The organism is Pseudoxanthomonas broegbernensis, assembly GCF_014202435.1.
Lineage (GTDB): Bacteria > Pseudomonadota > Gammaproteobacteria > Xanthomonadales > Xanthomonadaceae > Pseudoxanthomonas > Pseudoxanthomonas broegbernensis.
The window spans coordinates 187,377-202,500 of sequence record NZ_JACHGU010000004.1 but is presented as its reverse complement, the minus strand read 5'-3'; the positions used below and the strand labels follow the sequence as shown (position 1 = coordinate 202,500).

The following is a 15,124-nucleotide window of genomic DNA, read 5'->3' as shown; positions in this document are numbered from 1 at the left end:
GTAACGACAGCGGCGCTGTCTCCACCCGAGACTCAGTGAAATTGAAATCGCTGTGAAGATGCAGCGTTCCCGTGGCAAGACGGAAAGACCCCGTGAACCTTTACTATAGCTTTACACTGAACGTTGAGTTCGTCTGTGTAGGATAGGTGGGAGGCTATGAAGCCGAGGCGCTAGCTTCGGTGGAGCCATCCTTGAAATACCACCCTGATGTGCTTGACGTTCTAACCTAGGCCCGTAATCCGGGTCGGGGACCGTGTATGGTGGGTAGTTTGACTGGGGCGGTCTCCTCCCAAAGAGTAACGGAGGAGCTCGAAGGTACGCTCAGCGCGGTCGGACATCGCGCACTGTGTGCAAAGGCATAAGCGTGCTTGACTGCAAGATCGACGGATCAAGCAGGTACGAAAGTAGGACTTAGTGATCCGGTGGTTCTGTATGGAAGGGCCATCGCTCAACGGATAAAAGGTACTCCGGGGATAACAGGCTGATACCGCCCAAGAGTTCATATCGACGGCGGTGTTTGGCACCTCGATGTCGGCTCATCACATCCTGGGGCTGTAGTCGGTCCCAAGGGTATGGCTGTTCGCCATTTAAAGTGGTACGCGAGCTGGGTTCAGAACGTCGTGAGACAGTTCGGTCCCTATCTGCCATGGGCGTTGGAGATTTGAGAGGGGCTGCTCCTAGTACGAGAGGACCGGAGTGGACGAACCTCTGGTGTTCCGGTTGTCACGCCAGTGGCATTGCCGGGTAGCTACGTTCGGAAGCGATAACCGCTGAAAGCATCTAAGCGGGAAGCGCGCCTCAAGATGAGATCTCCCGGGACACAAGTCCCCTAAAGGAACCATCAAGACTAGGTGGTTGATAGGTCAGGTGTGTAAGCGCAGCAATGCGTTGAGCTAACTGATACTAATGATCCGTGTGGCTTGACCATATAACCTCAAGTGGCCTTGGACTCGACGAACACGTCGATAGCCATCCGCCGCTCACTACATCCCAAGTACATATGCGAGACGGTGCGGTATGCACGGTCGGTCCCTCACGGGCGATCATGTTCACCAGCACGCTCCAACCGTCTCCCTGATGAAATTAGCGTTGTGGAACCACCCGATCCCATCCCGAACTCGGAAGTGAAACGCAACAGCGCCGATGGTAGTGTGGGTTTCCCATGCGAGAGTAGGTCATCGTCAGGGTTTTATATCCGGAACCCCTCAGCCGACAGGCTGGGGGGTTCTTCTTTTTTGTGCCCTCGCCCCTGCCGCCACTGGCTGTGTCCAGCCGGCACACGGCGTAGGCGCTACCGATGCCATGGTCGCCGCAATGTCGACGGACTCGTGGCTGAAGTCGTCGGCAACGGTCAGGCACTTGAGCCGCCGGCCACTGGACAGTGCACCGATGAAGAAGCCCCTGCCGCCAAGGTGGCATCCAATGGATCGACTGCGTTCTACTGTGGAGGACGCGCGCGGTCGGGCGCAGGTAGCCTGGGCAGCGGGTGAACCACCAGTGGAGGCACCGGAACCATGGCCAGGATTCGCTTCGAAGGCGGTTGCTTCTGCGGTGCGATCCGCTACGAGCTGACCGAGCCTCCCGCCGGGAGCATGGTCTGTCATTGCAGCACCTGCCGCCGGCTGTTCGGCGCACCGGTGGTGGCCTGGCTCTCGGTGGCGGCGGGCGGCTTTGCGTTCACCCGGGGCGGGCTCGCGGAGTTCTCGTCCACGCCGCCCGTCACCCGCTGGTTCTGCCAGGCGTGCGGTACGCACCTGGCGTACGTGCATGCCGACGAACCGGACTACGTCGAAGTGGCCACCTGCAGCCTGGACGACGCTTCCGCGTTTCCGCCCACGCATCATTCCTGGCAGGGCCATGACCTGCCGTGGGTCGTCTTTGGCGACGGCCTTCCCACGTTCCAGCGATCGCGGTACGGGTCGTCCGCCTGAGATTCCACTCCAACCGAGCTCGCATCGCGCCGCGACCCAGGCGCCATGTCCATGCGGCAAGCATCCATCCGGGGAAGCGAAAATGACCAATCCATACGACTCCGCGCCGGTCCGTTCCGGTCCCCTCCTGAACGACTCCATGGTCACCACCGCCCCGGAACTCCCCGGGTTCCGGGTGGTGCGCAACCTCGGGATCGTGCGGGGCATCGTGGTGCGTTCGCGCTCGATCGTCGGCAATTTCCTCGGCGGCCTGCAGACCTTGTTCGGCGGCAACATCACCATCTACACCGAGCTTTGCGAGCAGGCCCGGCAGGAGACGTACCGGGACATGGTCCTGCACGCCCGCCAGCTTGGCGCCAACGCGATCATCGCCGTGCGCTACGATGCCACCGAGCTCATGACCGGCCTCACCGAGGTGCTGTGTTACGGCACGGCGGTGGTGGTCGAGCCGGATCGTGACTAGTACGCCGTTCGACCCGGTCGGCGACCGGTACGGCCCGGCGGCCCGGGAGGAAGCATGAAGCGGAGGCGCCATGCGTAGGGAAGAAATCAAGGCCGTTTTCGACCAGCAGGCGCAGGGCTACGACCGGCAGTGGGCGAGGATGGCGCCGATCCGCGAGGGGCTGCACTTCCTCCTGGAGTCGGTGTTCGCCGGCCTGCCCGCCGATGCGCGAATCCTCTGCGTCGGCGCGGGCACGGGCGCGGAGTTGGCGCACCTGGCCCGGGAGTTCCCCCTGTGGACGTTCACCGCGGTGGACCCGTCGGGAGCGATGCTGGAGGTATGCCGCCGGCGCGCCGAAGAGGAAGGGTTCGCGTCGCGCTGCCGCTTCCACGAGGGGTACCTCGACTCGCTGTCCATCGAAGGTCCGTACGATGCGGCCACCTGCTTCCTGGTATCGCAGTTCATCCTGGAGCGCGACGCGCGTTCGGCGTTCTTCCGCGGCATCGCCGGCAGGCTTCGGCCCGGGGGGATGCTGGCCAGTTCGGACCTGGCCGGGGAAGTGGGTTCGAGCGAGTACGAGGCGCTGCTGGATGCATGGCTGGCCATGATGGCGGCCGCGGGCATCCCGCCCGAGGGGCTGGAGCGGATGCGCGCGGCCTACGCCAGCGACGTGGCGATACTGCCGGCGGCGACGGTCGCATCCATCATCGAGTCCGGCGGCTTCCAGGCACCGGCGCGGTTCTTCCAGGCCGGGCTGATCCACGCGTGGTTTTCCAGGCGCGCCGCGGAAGACGGCGCCTGACGTCAACCGGGCGATGCCGCATCGCCGGCGGATCGGGCGCGGGCACCCGGCGCGAAAGCGGGCGCGAGGCGGCAGGTGGATTGTCCCGGGATCGGGTGAGGGTGGGATTCAGAACCGGTTGTCGCCATCCAGGATGCGCCCCAGGCCGCCCAGCACCGAGCCTTCGCCGCGGCTCTGGCCGCCGCCCTGCGGCGCGGCGGCGAGCATGCGTCCGGCCAGGCGCGAGAATGGCAGCGACTGCAGCCACACCTTGCCGGGGCCGGTGAGGGTGGCCAGGAACACGCCCTCGCCGCCGAACAGCATGCTCTTGATGCCGCCCACCGGGCGCACGTCCATGGCCACCGTGGCGTGGTAGCCGACCACGCAGCCGGTATCCACATCGATGCGCTCGCCCGCGGCCAGGTCGCGCTCGACCACGCAGCCGCCGGCATGGATGAACACCCAGCCGTCGCCCTCGAGCTTCTGCATGATGAAGCCCTCGCCGCCGAACAGGCCGGTGAGGATCTTGCGCTGGAAGTGCACGCCGATCTGCACGCCGCGCGCGCCGGCCAGGAAGCTGTCCTTCTGGCAGACGATGCGGCCGCCGTGCTCGTCCAGCTTCATCGCCAGCACGGTGCCCGGGTACGGCGCGGCGAAGGCGACCTTGGCCTTGCCGCCGCCGGTATGGGTGAACACGGTGGTGAACAGGCTCTCGCCGGTGACCACGCGCTTGCCGGCCGCCAGCAGCTTGTCCATGAAGCCGCCGCCCTGGCCCTGGTGCGAGCCGTCGCCGAAGAGGGTGTCCATCTGCACGCTGGCGTCCTTGAACATCAGCGCGCCGGCCTCGGCGATGGCGCTTTCGCCCGGGTCCAGCTCCACCTCGACGAACTGCATCTCCTGGCCGTGGATGCGGAACTCGATGTCGTCGGCGCGGCCGCGGCCGGCGTGGCGCGGCAACGGCGGCGGTGCCTGCGCGGGGTCGCCGGGCAGGCCGTCGGCCAACTCGGCGACGTTGCGCACCGGCAGCCAGTCGCCCATGCCCTCGCGCCAGGCCAGCAGCGCGGGGTTGTGCGCGGCCTGGGCGCGGGCGGCGTCGGTGTCCATCGGCCCCAGGCGCTGGTTGCTGGCGGGGTTGTGCAGGTACCAGGTGGTCATGGCGGCGTCCTTGGCGGAAGGCGGGAAGGCGGAGTCTAAGCCGGCCGCGGCGGCGGTCCAGTGCCGGAAGTGGGACGTGCGCCGAACCCGTTCGCCGGCCGCCTACCGGCCGCCGGCCCGCCCCGCGGGCGCCGGGCTTGCCGGGCCCGCCGCGTCCAGGCCCTCGCGCAGCGCATCCAGCAACTGGTCGTCGACGTCGTGGCGATGCTCCCAGTACATCAGCCCGCCCAGGCCGCGCGCGCGCACGAACGCGGCCTTGGCCGCCAGCGACTGCGGGTCGTCGTAGGTGACGAAGGTGCGGGTGGCCGGGTTCCACAGGTAGGGCGCCTGTGCCTGCGCGTCCCAGTGGCGCACGTAGCCGTCGCGGCCGGGCAGGTCGCGCACCTGATGCCAGGCCAGCGAATCGGCATAGCGGCCGTAGGGCTGGTGCACGCCGTTGTGCGCCGGTTCCACCTGGGCGAACGCGCGCCCGTAGAAGGCCACGCCGACGTTGAGCTTGCGCGCCGGCACGCCCGCGGCCAGGAACTCGTCCACCGCCTGCACGGTGGTGCGCGCGTCCGCCGGCGCCAGGCGCGAGCGGTCCAGCGCGGCGTGGTGGCCGGTGCGGGGGCCCAGGCTGCCGTAGAAGTCGTAGGTCATCAGATTGATCCAGTCCAGCACGCGCACGATGCGCGCCAGCTCCAGCCCGCGCGCGGCCTCGCCGTCGGCCGCGGCGATGGTGAGCAGGTAGTGGCGGCCCTGTTCGCGGCCCAGCGCATCCAGGTGTTCGCGCACCGTCTCCAGCAGCAGGCTGAAGTTCTCCCGGTCCTCGGGGCGGTGGCTGATGCCGGGGCCGGGCAGGGTCGGGTACTCCCAGTCGATGTCGATGCCGTCCAGGCGGTGCTCGCGCGCCAGCCGGGCGGCGCTCTCGGCGAAGCGCGCGCGCGAGGCCGGGGTCAGCGCGGCCTCGGAGAAATGGTCCGCGCCCCAGCCGCCGATGGAGGCCAGCACCTTGAGGTCCGGGGTGTCGTCGCGCAGGGCGACCAGCCCTGCCAGCGCGCCGGCCGCCGTCCGGCCCGGCAGGTAGACCTCGCCTTCGGGGTCCACCAGGGCGAAGGCGAAGTTGATCGCGTCCAGCTTGCGCGCGCTGATCGGCGGCAGCACCGGCCCGTCCATCACGTAGCCGATCACCTTCAGCCGCGACGCCGGTGCGGGCGCGTCGGCCGCTGCGGCGGAGGCCGCGACGGCCAGCGAGGCGGCCAGGGCCAGCGTCATGCGCAGCAGGCGCGCGCGGGAAACGGGTGGCTTGAAGTCCATGCCGGGCTCCGGGCGATTGCGGGGCGGCCACTATAGGCATGCCGCCGCGGCGTTCGGCGCGGCCTCGCGCATGTTGGCGCGGGCATGTCCGTTGTGGCCGATGGACGCGTCATGGCCGGGCCGGGCGAAGCGATGCGGCCGCGCTGCCCGAGCCAGGGCGCGGCCTCGTGCGGTCCACGGGGATGTCCGGACGCGGACGGGCGCATGCGCGGATGCCGCCGCGATGTCCGTGCGTGGGTCGCGCCGGCGGGGTCGCCGCCTACGGCGGCGGCTGGCGCGGTGGCGGCGGGAAACGCAGCACGACGCCGCGCACCTGCCCGTCCCCGCGCTGCCACAGCACCGGCACGTCGGCTGGCGGCGGGGGTTCCAGCTCGTCGCGTTCGGCCGGGTCCTGCGCCGCCGCGCGTTCCTCTTCGTCTTCCCAGCTATAGCGCGGCCGTGGCGGCAGCGGGTCGCGCCGGCGCAGCAGCAGCGCGGCCAGCACCCCACCCAGCGCGCCGCCCATGTGCGATTGCCAGGACACACCGGGCTCGTGCGGCAGCACGGTCAGCAGCATGCTGCCGTAGAACAGGAAGCCGATCATGCCCGCGGCGATCGAGGCGCGGTCGCGGCGCAGCAGGCCCAGGACGAAGACCATGAACATCAGGCCGTGGGTCACGCCGCTGGCGCCCAGGTGATGGCTGCCCGCCTCGCCCAGCAGCCAGGCGCCCAGGCCCGAGCCCAGCCACATCAGCGGCAGCGCCCAGACGGTGGCGCGGGGATACACGGCGCCGGCCAGGGTTCCCAGGATGAGGATGGCGCCGGCATTGGCGGCCAGGTGCTGCGGCGAACCGTGCAGCAGTGGCGCGGCCAGCAGCCCGGCCCAGGCATGCGGATCGCCCGGGGCCACCGCCAGCGCGCGCACGTCCAGCCCCGATTGGGCGACGAACACGACCAGCAGCAGCAGGACGAAGGCCAGGCTCGCGTTGAAGGCGCGCAGCACGCGGCGGCGCTCGTGGCTGGGCGGGGATGCGGTATCCATAGCCACTGCATGGCGATAGCGGGTGCGGGAATCAAGCCGCCCGCGCGGTGCGGCGCAAAAAAGAGGGCGCGGTATGTACCGCGCCCAAGTGTGCTCACCCTGCCGGGAGAGAGGAGCAGGAGAGAGGGAACCGGTTGCCCGGGTGTTGCGTCGCTCTTACTTCACTTCGAAATCCTTGGACTGCACGACGGTCCCGTCCAGCGCGACCTCGACCTGGTAGCGCCCGGCCGGGAAGCCGTCGGGCTTGTTGATGTGGAAGGTGGTGACGCCGTCGCCGGTCAGGTCCAGGTTGCGGCTGTCCTCGTGCACGGTCTGGCCGTCCTGGTAGGTCCACTTGGCCGAGAGCGTGCCGGGCACGCTGGCGGCCGGGTCGCTGGTGCGGGTGGCCACGGTGGCGTAGATGGTGTCGGTCGGGGCGAACACGCTGGCCGGCGCGGTGACGCGCTGGTCGGCGCCCACGGCATTGCCCAGGTCCACCGAGGCGACCGTGGCGGTGGCGCCCATGGCGGCCGTGTCGCCCATCGGCACCGGCGCGCTGGTGGCCGGGGGCGGCAGCGGTTCGGGCTGTTCGGGCTTCTTGCAGGCGGCCAGGGCGAGCGTGGCGGCCAGGGCGGCGGACAGCGGGTACAGCAGGCGATTGCGGGTCATGGGGGAGTCCTTGGAAGTCGTGCGGAGATCGGCGCGGCGACGCGCCGCTTCATCCGCGGGCGGGGATCTTCAGTTCCTGGCCGGGCTTGATCCGGTCCGGATCGTCCAACTGGTCGCGGTTGGCCTCGAAGATGGCCGGCCACGCATTGGCGTCGTCGTAGAAGCGCTTGGCGATGCGCGAGAGCGAGTCGCCCTTGACCACCGTGTAGGTCTGCTCCGGCGGGTCGATCGACCGCTCGGTCGACTGCACGCCGCCTTGGACGTTGGAGAAGTCGGGGCGCTCGGCCTCCGTGCTGCGCGCGCCGCCCTGGACGTTGGAGAAATCGGGCTTGTTTCCGCTGCTCATGCGCACGGTCCGGTGTGGAAGGCACGGCTACGGTGGCATAGCCCCTGTTAACAAAGCATCTGGGGCGCGTGAAGCGTTTATTGGAACGGCGCGGGGTTATTGACGCTCGTCACGCAACGGCATCGGCGCGGCGGTGCCGGGCGTGGCGCGCCAGGGGTTGATGTCCAGGCCGCCGCGGCGGGTGTAGCGCGCTTCCACCGACAGCGCGTGGGGCGCGCACCGGTGCAGCACGTCCAGGAAGACGCGCTCCACGCACTGCTCGTGGAACTCGGCGTGCTCGCGGAAGCCGACCAGGTAGCGCAGCAGGCCGGCGCGGTCGATCCGTGGGCCGCGGTAGCGCAGGTGCACGCTGGCCCAGTCCGGCTGGCCGGTGACCGGGCAGTTGGACTTGAGCAGGGCCGAGTGCAGGTATTCGTCGACGATGGCGGATGCGTCGGCGCGCAGTTGCGCCGGGTCCGGCGCGGCGCAGGCCTCGAAGCCGGCCTCGATGTCGTCCAGCGATCCGACCGGGTCCACCCCGGCGGCCAGCGGCGGCAGCCCCAGCGCCACCGCCACCGGTGCGCCCGCGCAGGCGGACAGGTCGGCCGCGATGCAGGCGCGGGCCGCCTCGGCATCGGCGAAGCGGTGCGCGTTGAGCGAGTTGAGGTAGAGCTTGAGCGACTTGGATTCGACCAGGCTAGGGGAGGTGGCCGGCACGTGCACGGTGGCGGTGGCCACCTGCGGCTTGCCGCGTGCGTCCAGCCAGCCCAGTTCGTAGGCGTGCCAGCGGTCGTGGCCGATGAACGGCAAGGCGCCGCCGCCGTCCAGGCCCAGCGCGGCGCGCCCGCCCGCCCGCGGGATCGGGAACAGCAGCGCCGGATCGTAGCCGGCGGGGTAGGCGACCTCGCGGCCGAGGCTGGAATCGTGGGGGGTGTTCATCCGCCCATTCTAGGCGCGGGGCCTCTGTATCATGGCGGCCATGGCCCAACCCTCGTTCCCCGCCGCATCCGAAGTCCTGCTGCTCGACGGCCCGGCCGGCAAGCTGGAGGTCGCCGTCGACCTGCCCGAGGCGGCCGACGCCCGCCCGCTGGTGGCCGTGGTCTGCCATCCGCTGCCCACCGAGGGCGGCACCATGCACAACAAGGTGGTGACCATGATGGCGCGCGCGCTGCGCGAGCTGGGCGCGACCACGGTCCGTTTCAACTTCCGCGGCACCGGCCAGTCCGAGGGCGGCTTCGACCAGGGCGCCGGCGAGCAGGACGATCTGCGCACGGTGGTCGAATGGGTGCGCGGCGCGCGTCAGGGCGATGCGCTGTGGCTGGCCGGTTTCAGCTTCGGCGCCTACGTGAGCCTGCGGGCCGCCGCCACGCTGCACGCGGACGCGCTGGTCTCCATCGCCCCGCCCGTGACCGGCCGCGGCTGGGACTTCGGCGACATCGAGGTGCCCGACGTGCCGTGGCTGGTGATCCAGGGCGATGCCGACGAGATCGTCGATGCGCAGGCCGTATATGCCTGGGTCGATGGGCTCAAGCGCAAGCCGCAGTTGGTGCGGATGGTCGACACCAGCCATTTCTTCCATCGCAAGCTGATCGACCTGCGCGGAGCCATCCAGCACGAAGTGAAGGCGTGGCTGCCGCCGGCCTGAACGGACCGGAGCCGGTGCGCATACCGTCGCAGGCCTATGCCCAGGGGGCCGCGGCCGGGCGCTGGCGCGACGACCCGGCCCAGCACCCGGCGCTGCGCGAACTGGACCGCATCCATCGCGGGCTGCTGGCGGCCCGGCCCGGCGGCTTGCTGGCGCGACTGGGCCTCGGCGGGCCGCCGCCGGCGGTGAAGGGGCTGTACCTGTGGGGCGGCGTGGGCCGCGGCAAGACCTTCCTGGTCGACCTGTTCTACGAAGGCCTGCCGATCGAGCAGAAGCGGCGCACCCACTTCCATCGCTTCATGCGCGGCATCCACGAGCAGTTGCGCCAGCACGCGGGCCAGACCGACCCGCTGGCGAAGATCGCGCGGCAATGGCGCGGCGGCCTGCGGGTGCTGGTGCTGGACGAGTTCTTCGTCACCGACATCGGCGATGCGATGCTGCTGGGCCGGTTGCTGCAGCGCCTGTTCGCCGAGGGCGTGACCCTGGTGACCACCTCCAACACCGCGCCACAGAACCTGTACAAGGACGGCCTGCAGCGCGAGCGCTTCCTTCCGGCCATTGCCCAGTTGCGCGAGCACTGCGTGGAGCTGGCCGCCGACGGCCGCGAGGACTACCGCCTGCGCGCGCTGACCCGCTCGCCGGTGTACCGCGCGCCGCTGGACGAGGGCGGCGAGGGCTGGCTGGCCGAGCGCTGGCAGGCCCTGGCTGGCGGCATCCCGGCGCGCGCCGGCAGCATCCAGATCGAGGGCCGCCGGATCGCGGTGCGCGGCCGCGGCCGCGGCGCGGCCTGGTTCGATTTCGCCGAACTGTGCGAGGGCCCGCGCTCGGCCGCCGACTACATCGAGATCGCGCGCGAGTTCCAGATCGTCCTGCTCGGCGGCATCCCGCGCTTCGATGCGGGCAACGAGGACGCCGCGCGCCGCTTCGTCAACCTGATCGACGAGCTGTACGACCGCCAGGTGACCTTGGTGTGCACCGCCGCCGCCGCGCCGGTGGCGCTGTACGACGGCCACCGCCTGGCCGGCGCGTTCGAGCGTACCGCCTCGCGCCTGATCGAGATGCGCAGCGCCGAGTACCTGGCGCGCACGCACCGCGGCTGATGGGCCGATCGCGGGCGGCCGCGCCGCCCTTGCAGGAGCCAGTCTTGCCGGCGCCGCCATGGGAAACCGCCGGCCAGCCATCCGCCACCGACGTCGCTTCCGGTCCCGAAACCCTCCGACGCTTTTCCGACCTGCGCGGCCCGAAGCTGGACAGCCGCGGCCGCCCGGCCGCCCCGAGTCTGCCGCCGGAAAGTCGCATGCCTGCATCACCGAGCCATATCCCGCGGGGAGTCGTGGGGACCGTCGGGGCGTTCAAGGGGTCGCTCAGCGGCTTACGTGCGGCATGGCTGTACGAGGCATCCTTCAGGCTGGAGGCCGTGCTCGCCGCCGTCCTTGTTCCCCTGGGGCTTGTGCTCGACGAGGACGCCATCGAGCGCTTGCTGCTGATACTGGCGGTTCTGGTGACGGAATTGCTCAACTCCGCCATCGAGGCCGCCATCGATCGGCACGGTCCGGAGTGCCACGAGCTCTCGGGCCGGGCGAAGGATCTCGGGTCGGCGGCGGTGCTGGTCGCGTGATCCCGGGCGATGCGGGGACGGCGCGGGCGCGGCGGCGGCGCGATGCCGGCGCATGGCTGCTGATCGCCGTCAGCCTGGCCGCGGGGATCGGCATGCGCTCGCCGGCGCCGCCGGACGAACCGCGGTTCGTCCTGGCCGCGCGGGCGATGGCGGCCTCCGGGCAGTGGCTGCTGCCGCATCGGGGAACGGAGCTGTACGCGGAGAAACCGCCCGTCTTCATGTGGCTCCAGGCGGCGTCCCACGGGCTGTTCCGCGACTGGGACATCGCCTTCCTCGTACCCTCGCTGCTCGCATCCCTGCTGACCCTGTGGCTGACCTGGGACCTGGGACGCAGGCTGTGGGGACAGCGGGTCGGGCGATATGCGGCCCTGTCCCTGTTCTGCACGATCCAGTTCGGGCTGATGGCCAAGCGGGCGCAGATCGACATGGTCCTGGTGGCGATGACGACGCTGTCGCTGTGGGGCATGGTCCGGCACCTGCTGCGCGGCCCGGACCGGGCGTGCCTGTTCCTGGCCGGCTTCGCCGCCGGCCTGGGCACGGTGACCAAGGGCGTGGGCTTCCTTCCCCTGCTCGTGGCGTTCCCATGGCTGATCCTCCGGCTTCGAGATGCCCGGCGCAGGATCGGCGCTCCGGCATGGCAGTGGACGCTTGTTCCCATCGGGTTCCTCGCCGGTGCCGGCGTCTGGCTGGTACCGCTGGGCATCGCATTGCTGCAGCCCCATGGCACCGAACTCGACGTCTACGCCCGCGACATCCTGCTGCGCCAGACCGGCACGCGCTATTTGGATTCCTGGCACCACGTCCAGCCGGCCTGGTACTACGCGCAGGTGATCCTCACCCTGTGGCTGCCGGGAAGCCTGCTGCTGCCGAAACTGGTTCCGGCCTGGATGAGGCGGATGCGCCGTGGCGACGCCAGGCACGTCCTGCTTCTCGGATGGGCGCTACTGGTCCTGGCGTTCTTCACCGCCACACCGGGCAAGCGCGAGGTCTACCTCTTCCCGGCGCTGCCCGCTGTCTGCATCGCCGCCGCGCCGCTGCTCGGGGGCCTGCTGCGCATGCGCTACGCTCGCCTCGCGTTGCGAGGATACGTCGGTGGAGCCGGCCTGGCCGCCCTCGCGCTCGGTGCGATCCTGCTGTTGGAGCCGGCGCTGCTGGCGTCCAGCCTGGCCGGCCGAGACTTCGACCACGACGCCGTACATGCGATGGGCGCATGGATGCTGGTGCTGGGTGCATCCCTGGTCTGGGCACTGGACGCGCATGCGCGTTGCCCTGGCCGGGCGACGGTACTGGCCACCTGCCTCATATGGATCGTGTACGGCGTGGGATTCATGCGCGTCCTGGACCCGTTCGCCTCGTCGTCGCGGCTGATGGGACAGGTCTACCAGCGGATCGGGCCCGTGGCGCAGCTCGGGTTGGTCGACTGGCGCGAGCAGAACTACCTGCAGGCGCCCAGGACACCGGTCGACTTCGGCTTCAAGGCGCCGGTGGAAGACCAGTGGCGGCGTGCGTTCGAATGGGTCGGGGGATCGCCCGCGCAGCGATGGATCCTGGCCAACGGGAAAACGCTGCCCGGCTGCGTGGACCGTGCGGCGGTGGCGAACGCCGGGCAATCGAACAGGAACGCCTGGGTGCTGGTCCCCGGCGCGGCCCTGGCCGGCTGCGGGCGCGGGCAATAGGTCCATCGTCTGGATGGGCGGTGCGCGCCGGCACCAGGCCGCGCCGCTACCGGCGGAACGTCAACATCGCCAGTCCCGAGAGGACGAGCAGGATGCCCAGCCAGTCGCGGCCGGAAGGCTTCTCGCCGAGGAAGACCACCGCGAACAGCAGGACCAGGAGCACGCTGGTCTTGTCCACCAACGCGACCTTCGTCAGCTCGCCGACCTGGATGGCGCGGAAGTAGCACAGCCACGAGGCGCCGGTCGCCAGCGCCGACAGCACCAGGAAGGCCTGGGCCCGGGTGGGCAGGGCGAACGGATCGGCCCATTTGCCCGTGGCCACCACGAACGGGACCACCAGCAGCGCCACCATGATCGTCCTGAGCGCCATCGCCAGGTCGGAATCGACATCGCGGACGCCGGCCTTGGCGAACACCGCGGTGAGCGCCGCGAAGCAGGCCGACAGGGCCGCCCAGGCGAGCCACGCGGGGAGGGCGATGTTCATGGTCGTTCAGTCGTTTCCCGGGTCCGCCGCCAAAGGCGTGGAGGACAGCGTCAGCCGGGCCACGGTGCCGCGGTCGGTGTCGGACCGGATGTCGAGGGTCCAGCCAAGGTGCTCGCACAACCTGGCGATCAGATCCAGGCCGATCCCGCCGCCCATCCGCTCGCCGCCCCCGCGGGCGATCCTGGCGTAGATGGCGCTGATCTCCTCGGGCGTCATGCCGTGGCCGGGGTCGGAGATGACAACCGTTGCGGGCGGCTCGATCCGCAGCGCGATCGTGCCGCGGTCGCTGTTCTCGATGGCGTTGCGCAGCAGGTTGCCGATCGCGGTCTGCACCACCGGAAGCGGCGCGACGATCTCCACGCCGGCCGAGCCGGCGACTTCGATCGTGAGATCCTTGCCTTTGGCCAGATGGGCGTGCTGCTCCACGATCTCCGCGACCGTCTGGTCCAGGGAGAAGCGGTCGGCCGTACCCGCCAGGCGGGACGGATCCTTGGCCAGGACCAGCAGCAGCGTGACCAGGCGTTCCACGTCCCGCGAGGTTTGCCGGATGCGGGTCAGTTGGCCCCGGATGGCCGGCGGTATCGATGGTTGCCCGAGCGCGAGTTCGCTGGCGCCGGCGATGACCGATAGGGGTGTCCTCAATTCGTGGCTGGCGGTGTCGATGAAGACCCGCTCGCGCTCCACGAAGCTGTCGTTGCGGCGCAGGTAGTCGTTGATCGAGTCGGCGATCACGACCAGTTCGGTGGTCGCCGACGCTGGAACCCCGATGCGCTGGCCGGGTTGGTCCGGCTTCAGCGCTTCGATGCGTCCGGAGAGCATGGTCAGGGGGCGGACCAGCCGGTTCACGCCCCAGAACACCGCCAGGCTGATGAGGACGACCATGGTCAGGGTCGAGCCCATCACCGTGATCCACATGTCGAACTCGCGCTGTTCGAGATCGGTGATGTCCAGCGCCAGCGCCACCGGCCCGCCGTCGAGCTGGCGGATCAGCGCCACCCGCACCACGCCGTCGATGACGATCTCGTCGTGCACCCCCGGCGCAAGTCCCTGCAGGGCATCCGGCAGCGGCGCGCGGCGGCCATCGAACAGGACCATGCTGGAGGTGTCGACCCACCGGTACTCCGGATCGGATGTGATCCGCTCGACGACGTGGTCCAGCTCCGAATCGAGCAGGGTCTGCCACACCAGGGCCTCGGCGTGCTCGTTGACCAGGACGCCGTGGGCGAACACGGCAAGGGTGAGCGCGACCGTGTATCCGAGCAGGCCCAGCAGGATCCGCCTGCGCAGGCTGGTCCTAGCGGCCATCGTCGTCGTCCCGCGCCGGGCCGGGTGCCGCGAGACGGTAGCCGATCCTCGGGATCGTCTGGATCAGTTTCTGGTCGAAGGGGCCGTCCACGCTGCGCCGGAGTTCGTAGATGTGGGAGCGGAGCATGTCCCCGTCCGGCGGGTCGTCGCCCCAGAGTGCGTACTCCAGCCGCGCCCGGGTGACCGCGCTCGGGCTGGCCTGCATCAATACCTCCAGGAGCTTGCGGCAGGCCGGGTAAAGATGCAGCGGCCGCTCCTGGCGCGTGGCCTCCAGGGTCGCCAGGTCGAGCCTGAGGTCGGCGACCCGCAGCGTCCTGCCGCGACGCCGGCCGCTGGCGCGCGCGAGCAGCGCCTCGAGCCTGACTTCCAGTTCGGGCAGGTCGAACGGCTTGGTCAGGTAGTCGTCGGCGCCGGCGCGGAAGCCGGTGATCTTGTCCGGCAGCTCGTCGCGGGCGGTGAGCATCAGCACCGGGACGTCGATCTCCGCGTCGCGCAGCCGGTGCAGGAACTGCGGGCCGTCCAGTCGCGGCAGCATCCAGTCCAGGACGATGACGTCGAAGCCGTGGCTCACCGCCAGGTGCAGCCCGGTCAGCCCGTCCGGCGCGGCGTCGAGCACGTGGCCGCGCGCCTCGAAGTATTCGAAGAGGTTGGCGACCAGGCTTCGGTTGTCTTCCACGACCAGTATGCGCATGGGTGAGGCGTAGCGGGTGTTCCGGACGGACCATCCGGCAGCGTGAACCGGCCTTCATCTTAGGGCATCGGACGTGCGGCGATTCCGACCGCATTCCGACATGTCC

16 protein-coding genes, 2 rRNA genes and 1 pseudogene (1 of these 19 running past the window's edge) are annotated in these 15,124 nt (G+C 70.0%); 9 read left to right on the top strand and 10 right to left on the bottom strand.

Annotated elements, in window-relative coordinates:
* Together HNR76_RS10080 and rrf are read left to right on the top strand one after the other, a co-directional pair.
* Positions 1-928, top strand: a 23S ribosomal RNA gene (locus HNR76_RS10080) (it extends 1,949 nt beyond the left edge of the window).
* A gap of 145 nt (positions 929-1,073) precedes the next feature.
* Positions 1,074-1,187 (top strand): 5S ribosomal RNA (gene rrf / locus HNR76_RS10075).
* Positions 1,188-1,245: 58 nt separating this feature from the next.
* Here rrf and HNR76_RS10070 read toward each other — a convergent pair.
* Positions 1,246-1,397, bottom strand: a pseudogene (locus tag HNR76_RS10070) (IS3 family transposase); the annotation flags it as partial.
* A 117-nt stretch (positions 1,398-1,514) separates the two neighbouring features.
* Between HNR76_RS10070 and HNR76_RS10065 the strand changes: the two are divergent.
* From HNR76_RS10065 to HNR76_RS10055, 3 genes are all read left to right on the top strand, one after another.
* Positions 1,515-1,931, top strand: coding sequence for a GFA family protein (locus HNR76_RS10065; RefSeq protein ID WP_211373174.1), 417 nt, complete (start codon positions 1,515-1,517; stop codon positions 1,929-1,931).
* 82 nt (positions 1,932-2,013) lie between these two features.
* Positions 2,014-2,394 carry a YbjQ family protein gene (locus HNR76_RS10060; protein WP_162310553.1) on the top strand — a complete coding sequence of 127 codons (381 nt, stop codon included), beginning with the start codon at positions 2,014-2,016 and terminating at the stop codon, positions 2,392-2,394.
* Between the two features lie 70 nt (positions 2,395-2,464).
* Entirely contained in the window at positions 2,465-3,175 is a 711-nt protein-coding gene (locus tag HNR76_RS10055) for a class I SAM-dependent methyltransferase (RefSeq protein ID WP_162310554.1), read from the top strand.
* Between the two features lie 108 nt (positions 3,176-3,283).
* Here HNR76_RS10055 and HNR76_RS10050 read toward each other — a convergent pair whose 3' ends face one another.
* The 6 genes from HNR76_RS10050 to queF all read right to left on the bottom strand — a co-directional run bounded on the left by HNR76_RS10050 (position 3,284) and on the right by queF (position 8,538).
* The gene (locus HNR76_RS10050) at positions 3,284-4,309 is read right to left on the bottom strand and encodes a TIGR00266 family protein (RefSeq protein WP_162310555.1); all 1,026 of its coding nucleotides are present in this window, start codon (positions 4,307-4,309) and stop codon (positions 3,284-3,286) included.
* Positions 4,310-4,411: 102 nt separating this feature from the next.
* Positions 4,412-5,605 carry a glycoside hydrolase family 18 protein gene (locus tag HNR76_RS10045; protein ID WP_162310556.1) on the bottom strand — a complete coding sequence of 398 codons (1,194 nt, stop codon included), beginning with the start codon at positions 5,603-5,605 and terminating at the stop codon, positions 4,412-4,414.
* A 259-nt stretch (positions 5,606-5,864) separates the two neighbouring features.
* Positions 5,865-6,626: a rhomboid family intramembrane serine protease gene (locus HNR76_RS10040; protein ID WP_162310557.1), complete on the bottom strand. Its 762-nt coding sequence runs from the start codon at positions 6,624-6,626 to the stop codon at positions 5,865-5,867.
* 156 nt (positions 6,627-6,782) lie between these two features.
* A complete protein-coding gene (locus tag HNR76_RS10035; RefSeq protein WP_162310558.1) occupies positions 6,783-7,274 on the bottom strand; it encodes a hypothetical protein in 492 nt (163 codons plus the stop codon).
* Between the two features lie 49 nt (positions 7,275-7,323).
* Positions 7,324-7,620: a LysM peptidoglycan-binding domain-containing protein gene (locus HNR76_RS10030; RefSeq protein WP_162310559.1), complete on the bottom strand. Its 297-nt coding sequence runs from the start codon at positions 7,618-7,620 to the stop codon at positions 7,324-7,326.
* Positions 7,621-7,716: 96 nt separating this feature from the next.
* Positions 7,717-8,538, bottom strand: a complete 822-nt coding sequence (queF, locus tag HNR76_RS10025; RefSeq protein ID WP_162310560.1) for an NADPH-dependent 7-cyano-7-deazaguanine reductase QueF — start codon at positions 8,536-8,538, stop codon at positions 7,717-7,719.
* Between the two features lie 40 nt (positions 8,539-8,578).
* Between queF and HNR76_RS10020 the strand changes: the two genes are divergently transcribed.
* From HNR76_RS10020 to HNR76_RS10010, 4 genes are all read left to right on the top strand, one after another.
* The gene (locus HNR76_RS10020; protein ID WP_162310561.1) at positions 8,579-9,244 is read left to right on the top strand and encodes an alpha/beta hydrolase; all 666 of its coding nucleotides are present in this window, start codon (positions 8,579-8,581) and stop codon (positions 9,242-9,244) included.
* A 14-nt stretch (positions 9,245-9,258) separates the two neighbouring features.
* Positions 9,259-10,344: a cell division protein ZapE gene (zapE, locus tag HNR76_RS10015; protein WP_162310562.1), complete on the top strand. Its 1,086-nt coding sequence runs from the start codon at positions 9,259-9,261 to the stop codon at positions 10,342-10,344.
* 197 nt (positions 10,345-10,541) lie between these two features.
* A complete protein-coding gene (locus HNR76_RS15435; protein ID WP_246429109.1) occupies positions 10,542-10,862 on the top strand; it encodes a diacylglycerol kinase in 321 nt (106 codons plus the stop codon).
* A complete protein-coding gene (locus tag HNR76_RS10010; protein WP_249065619.1) occupies positions 10,859-12,538 on the top strand; it encodes an ArnT family glycosyltransferase in 1,680 nt (559 codons plus the stop codon). The genes HNR76_RS15435 and HNR76_RS10010 overlap by 4 nt, the downstream gene beginning before the upstream one ends.
* A gap of 46 nt (positions 12,539-12,584) precedes the next feature.
* Here the strand turns inward: HNR76_RS10010 and HNR76_RS10005 are convergent, their stop codons facing one another.
* The 3 genes from HNR76_RS10005 to HNR76_RS09995 are packed head-to-tail and all read right to left on the bottom strand — an operon-like array spanning position 12,585 to position 15,018.
* Positions 12,585-13,022, bottom strand: a complete 438-nt coding sequence (locus HNR76_RS10005) for an EamA family transporter (RefSeq protein WP_162310564.1) — start codon at positions 13,020-13,022, stop codon at positions 12,585-12,587.
* Between the two features lie 6 nt (positions 13,023-13,028).
* The gene (locus tag HNR76_RS10000) at positions 13,029-14,327 is read right to left on the bottom strand and encodes a sensor histidine kinase (RefSeq protein WP_162310565.1); all 1,299 of its coding nucleotides are present in this window, start codon (positions 14,325-14,327) and stop codon (positions 13,029-13,031) included.
* Entirely contained in the window at positions 14,317-15,018 is a 702-nt protein-coding gene (locus HNR76_RS09995; protein WP_162310566.1) for a response regulator transcription factor, read from the bottom strand. Before HNR76_RS09995 ends, HNR76_RS10000 begins: the two co-directional genes overlap by 11 nt.
* Positions 15,019-15,124: the final 106 nt, after the last annotated feature.

Bases quoted from the DNA above. Each gene is read 5' to 3' on its own strand.
- HNR76_RS10065 (WP_211373174.1), top strand. From the start codon at position 1,515: ATGGCCAGGATTCGCTTCGAAGGCGGTTGCTTCTGCGGTGCGATCCGC.
- HNR76_RS10060 (WP_162310553.1), top strand. From the start codon at position 2,014: ATGACCAATCCATACGACTCCGCGCCGGTCCGTTCCGGTCCCCTCCTG.
- HNR76_RS10055 (WP_162310554.1), top strand. From the start codon at position 2,465: ATGCGTAGGGAAGAAATCAAGGCCGTTTTCGACCAGCAGGCGCAGGGC.
- HNR76_RS10050 (WP_162310555.1), bottom strand. From the start codon at position 4,309: ATGACCACCTGGTACCTGCACAACCCCGCCAGCAACCAGCGCCTGGGG.
- HNR76_RS10045 (WP_162310556.1), bottom strand. From the start codon at position 5,605: ATGGACTTCAAGCCACCCGTTTCCCGCGCGCGCCTGCTGCGCATGACG.
- HNR76_RS10040 (WP_162310557.1), bottom strand. From the start codon at position 6,626: ATGGATACCGCATCCCCGCCCAGCCACGAGCGCCGCCGCGTGCTGCGC.
- HNR76_RS10035 (WP_162310558.1), bottom strand. From the start codon at position 7,274: ATGACCCGCAATCGCCTGCTGTACCCGCTGTCCGCCGCCCTGGCCGCC.
- HNR76_RS10030 (WP_162310559.1), bottom strand. From the start codon at position 7,620: ATGAGCAGCGGAAACAAGCCCGATTTCTCCAACGTCCAGGGCGGCGCG.
- queF (WP_162310560.1), bottom strand. From the start codon at position 8,538: ATGAACACCCCCCACGATTCCAGCCTCGGCCGCGAGGTCGCCTACCCC.
- HNR76_RS10020 (WP_162310561.1), top strand. From the start codon at position 8,579: ATGGCCCAACCCTCGTTCCCCGCCGCATCCGAAGTCCTGCTGCTCGAC.
- HNR76_RS15435 (WP_246429109.1), top strand. From the start codon at position 10,542: ATGCCTGCATCACCGAGCCATATCCCGCGGGGAGTCGTGGGGACCGTC.
- HNR76_RS10005 (WP_162310564.1), bottom strand. From the start codon at position 13,022: ATGAACATCGCCCTCCCCGCGTGGCTCGCCTGGGCGGCCCTGTCGGCC.
- HNR76_RS10000 (WP_162310565.1), bottom strand. From the start codon at position 14,327: ATGGCCGCTAGGACCAGCCTGCGCAGGCGGATCCTGCTGGGCCTGCTC.
- HNR76_RS09995 (WP_162310566.1), bottom strand. From the start codon at position 15,018: ATGCGCATACTGGTCGTGGAAGACAACCGAAGCCTGGTCGCCAACCTC.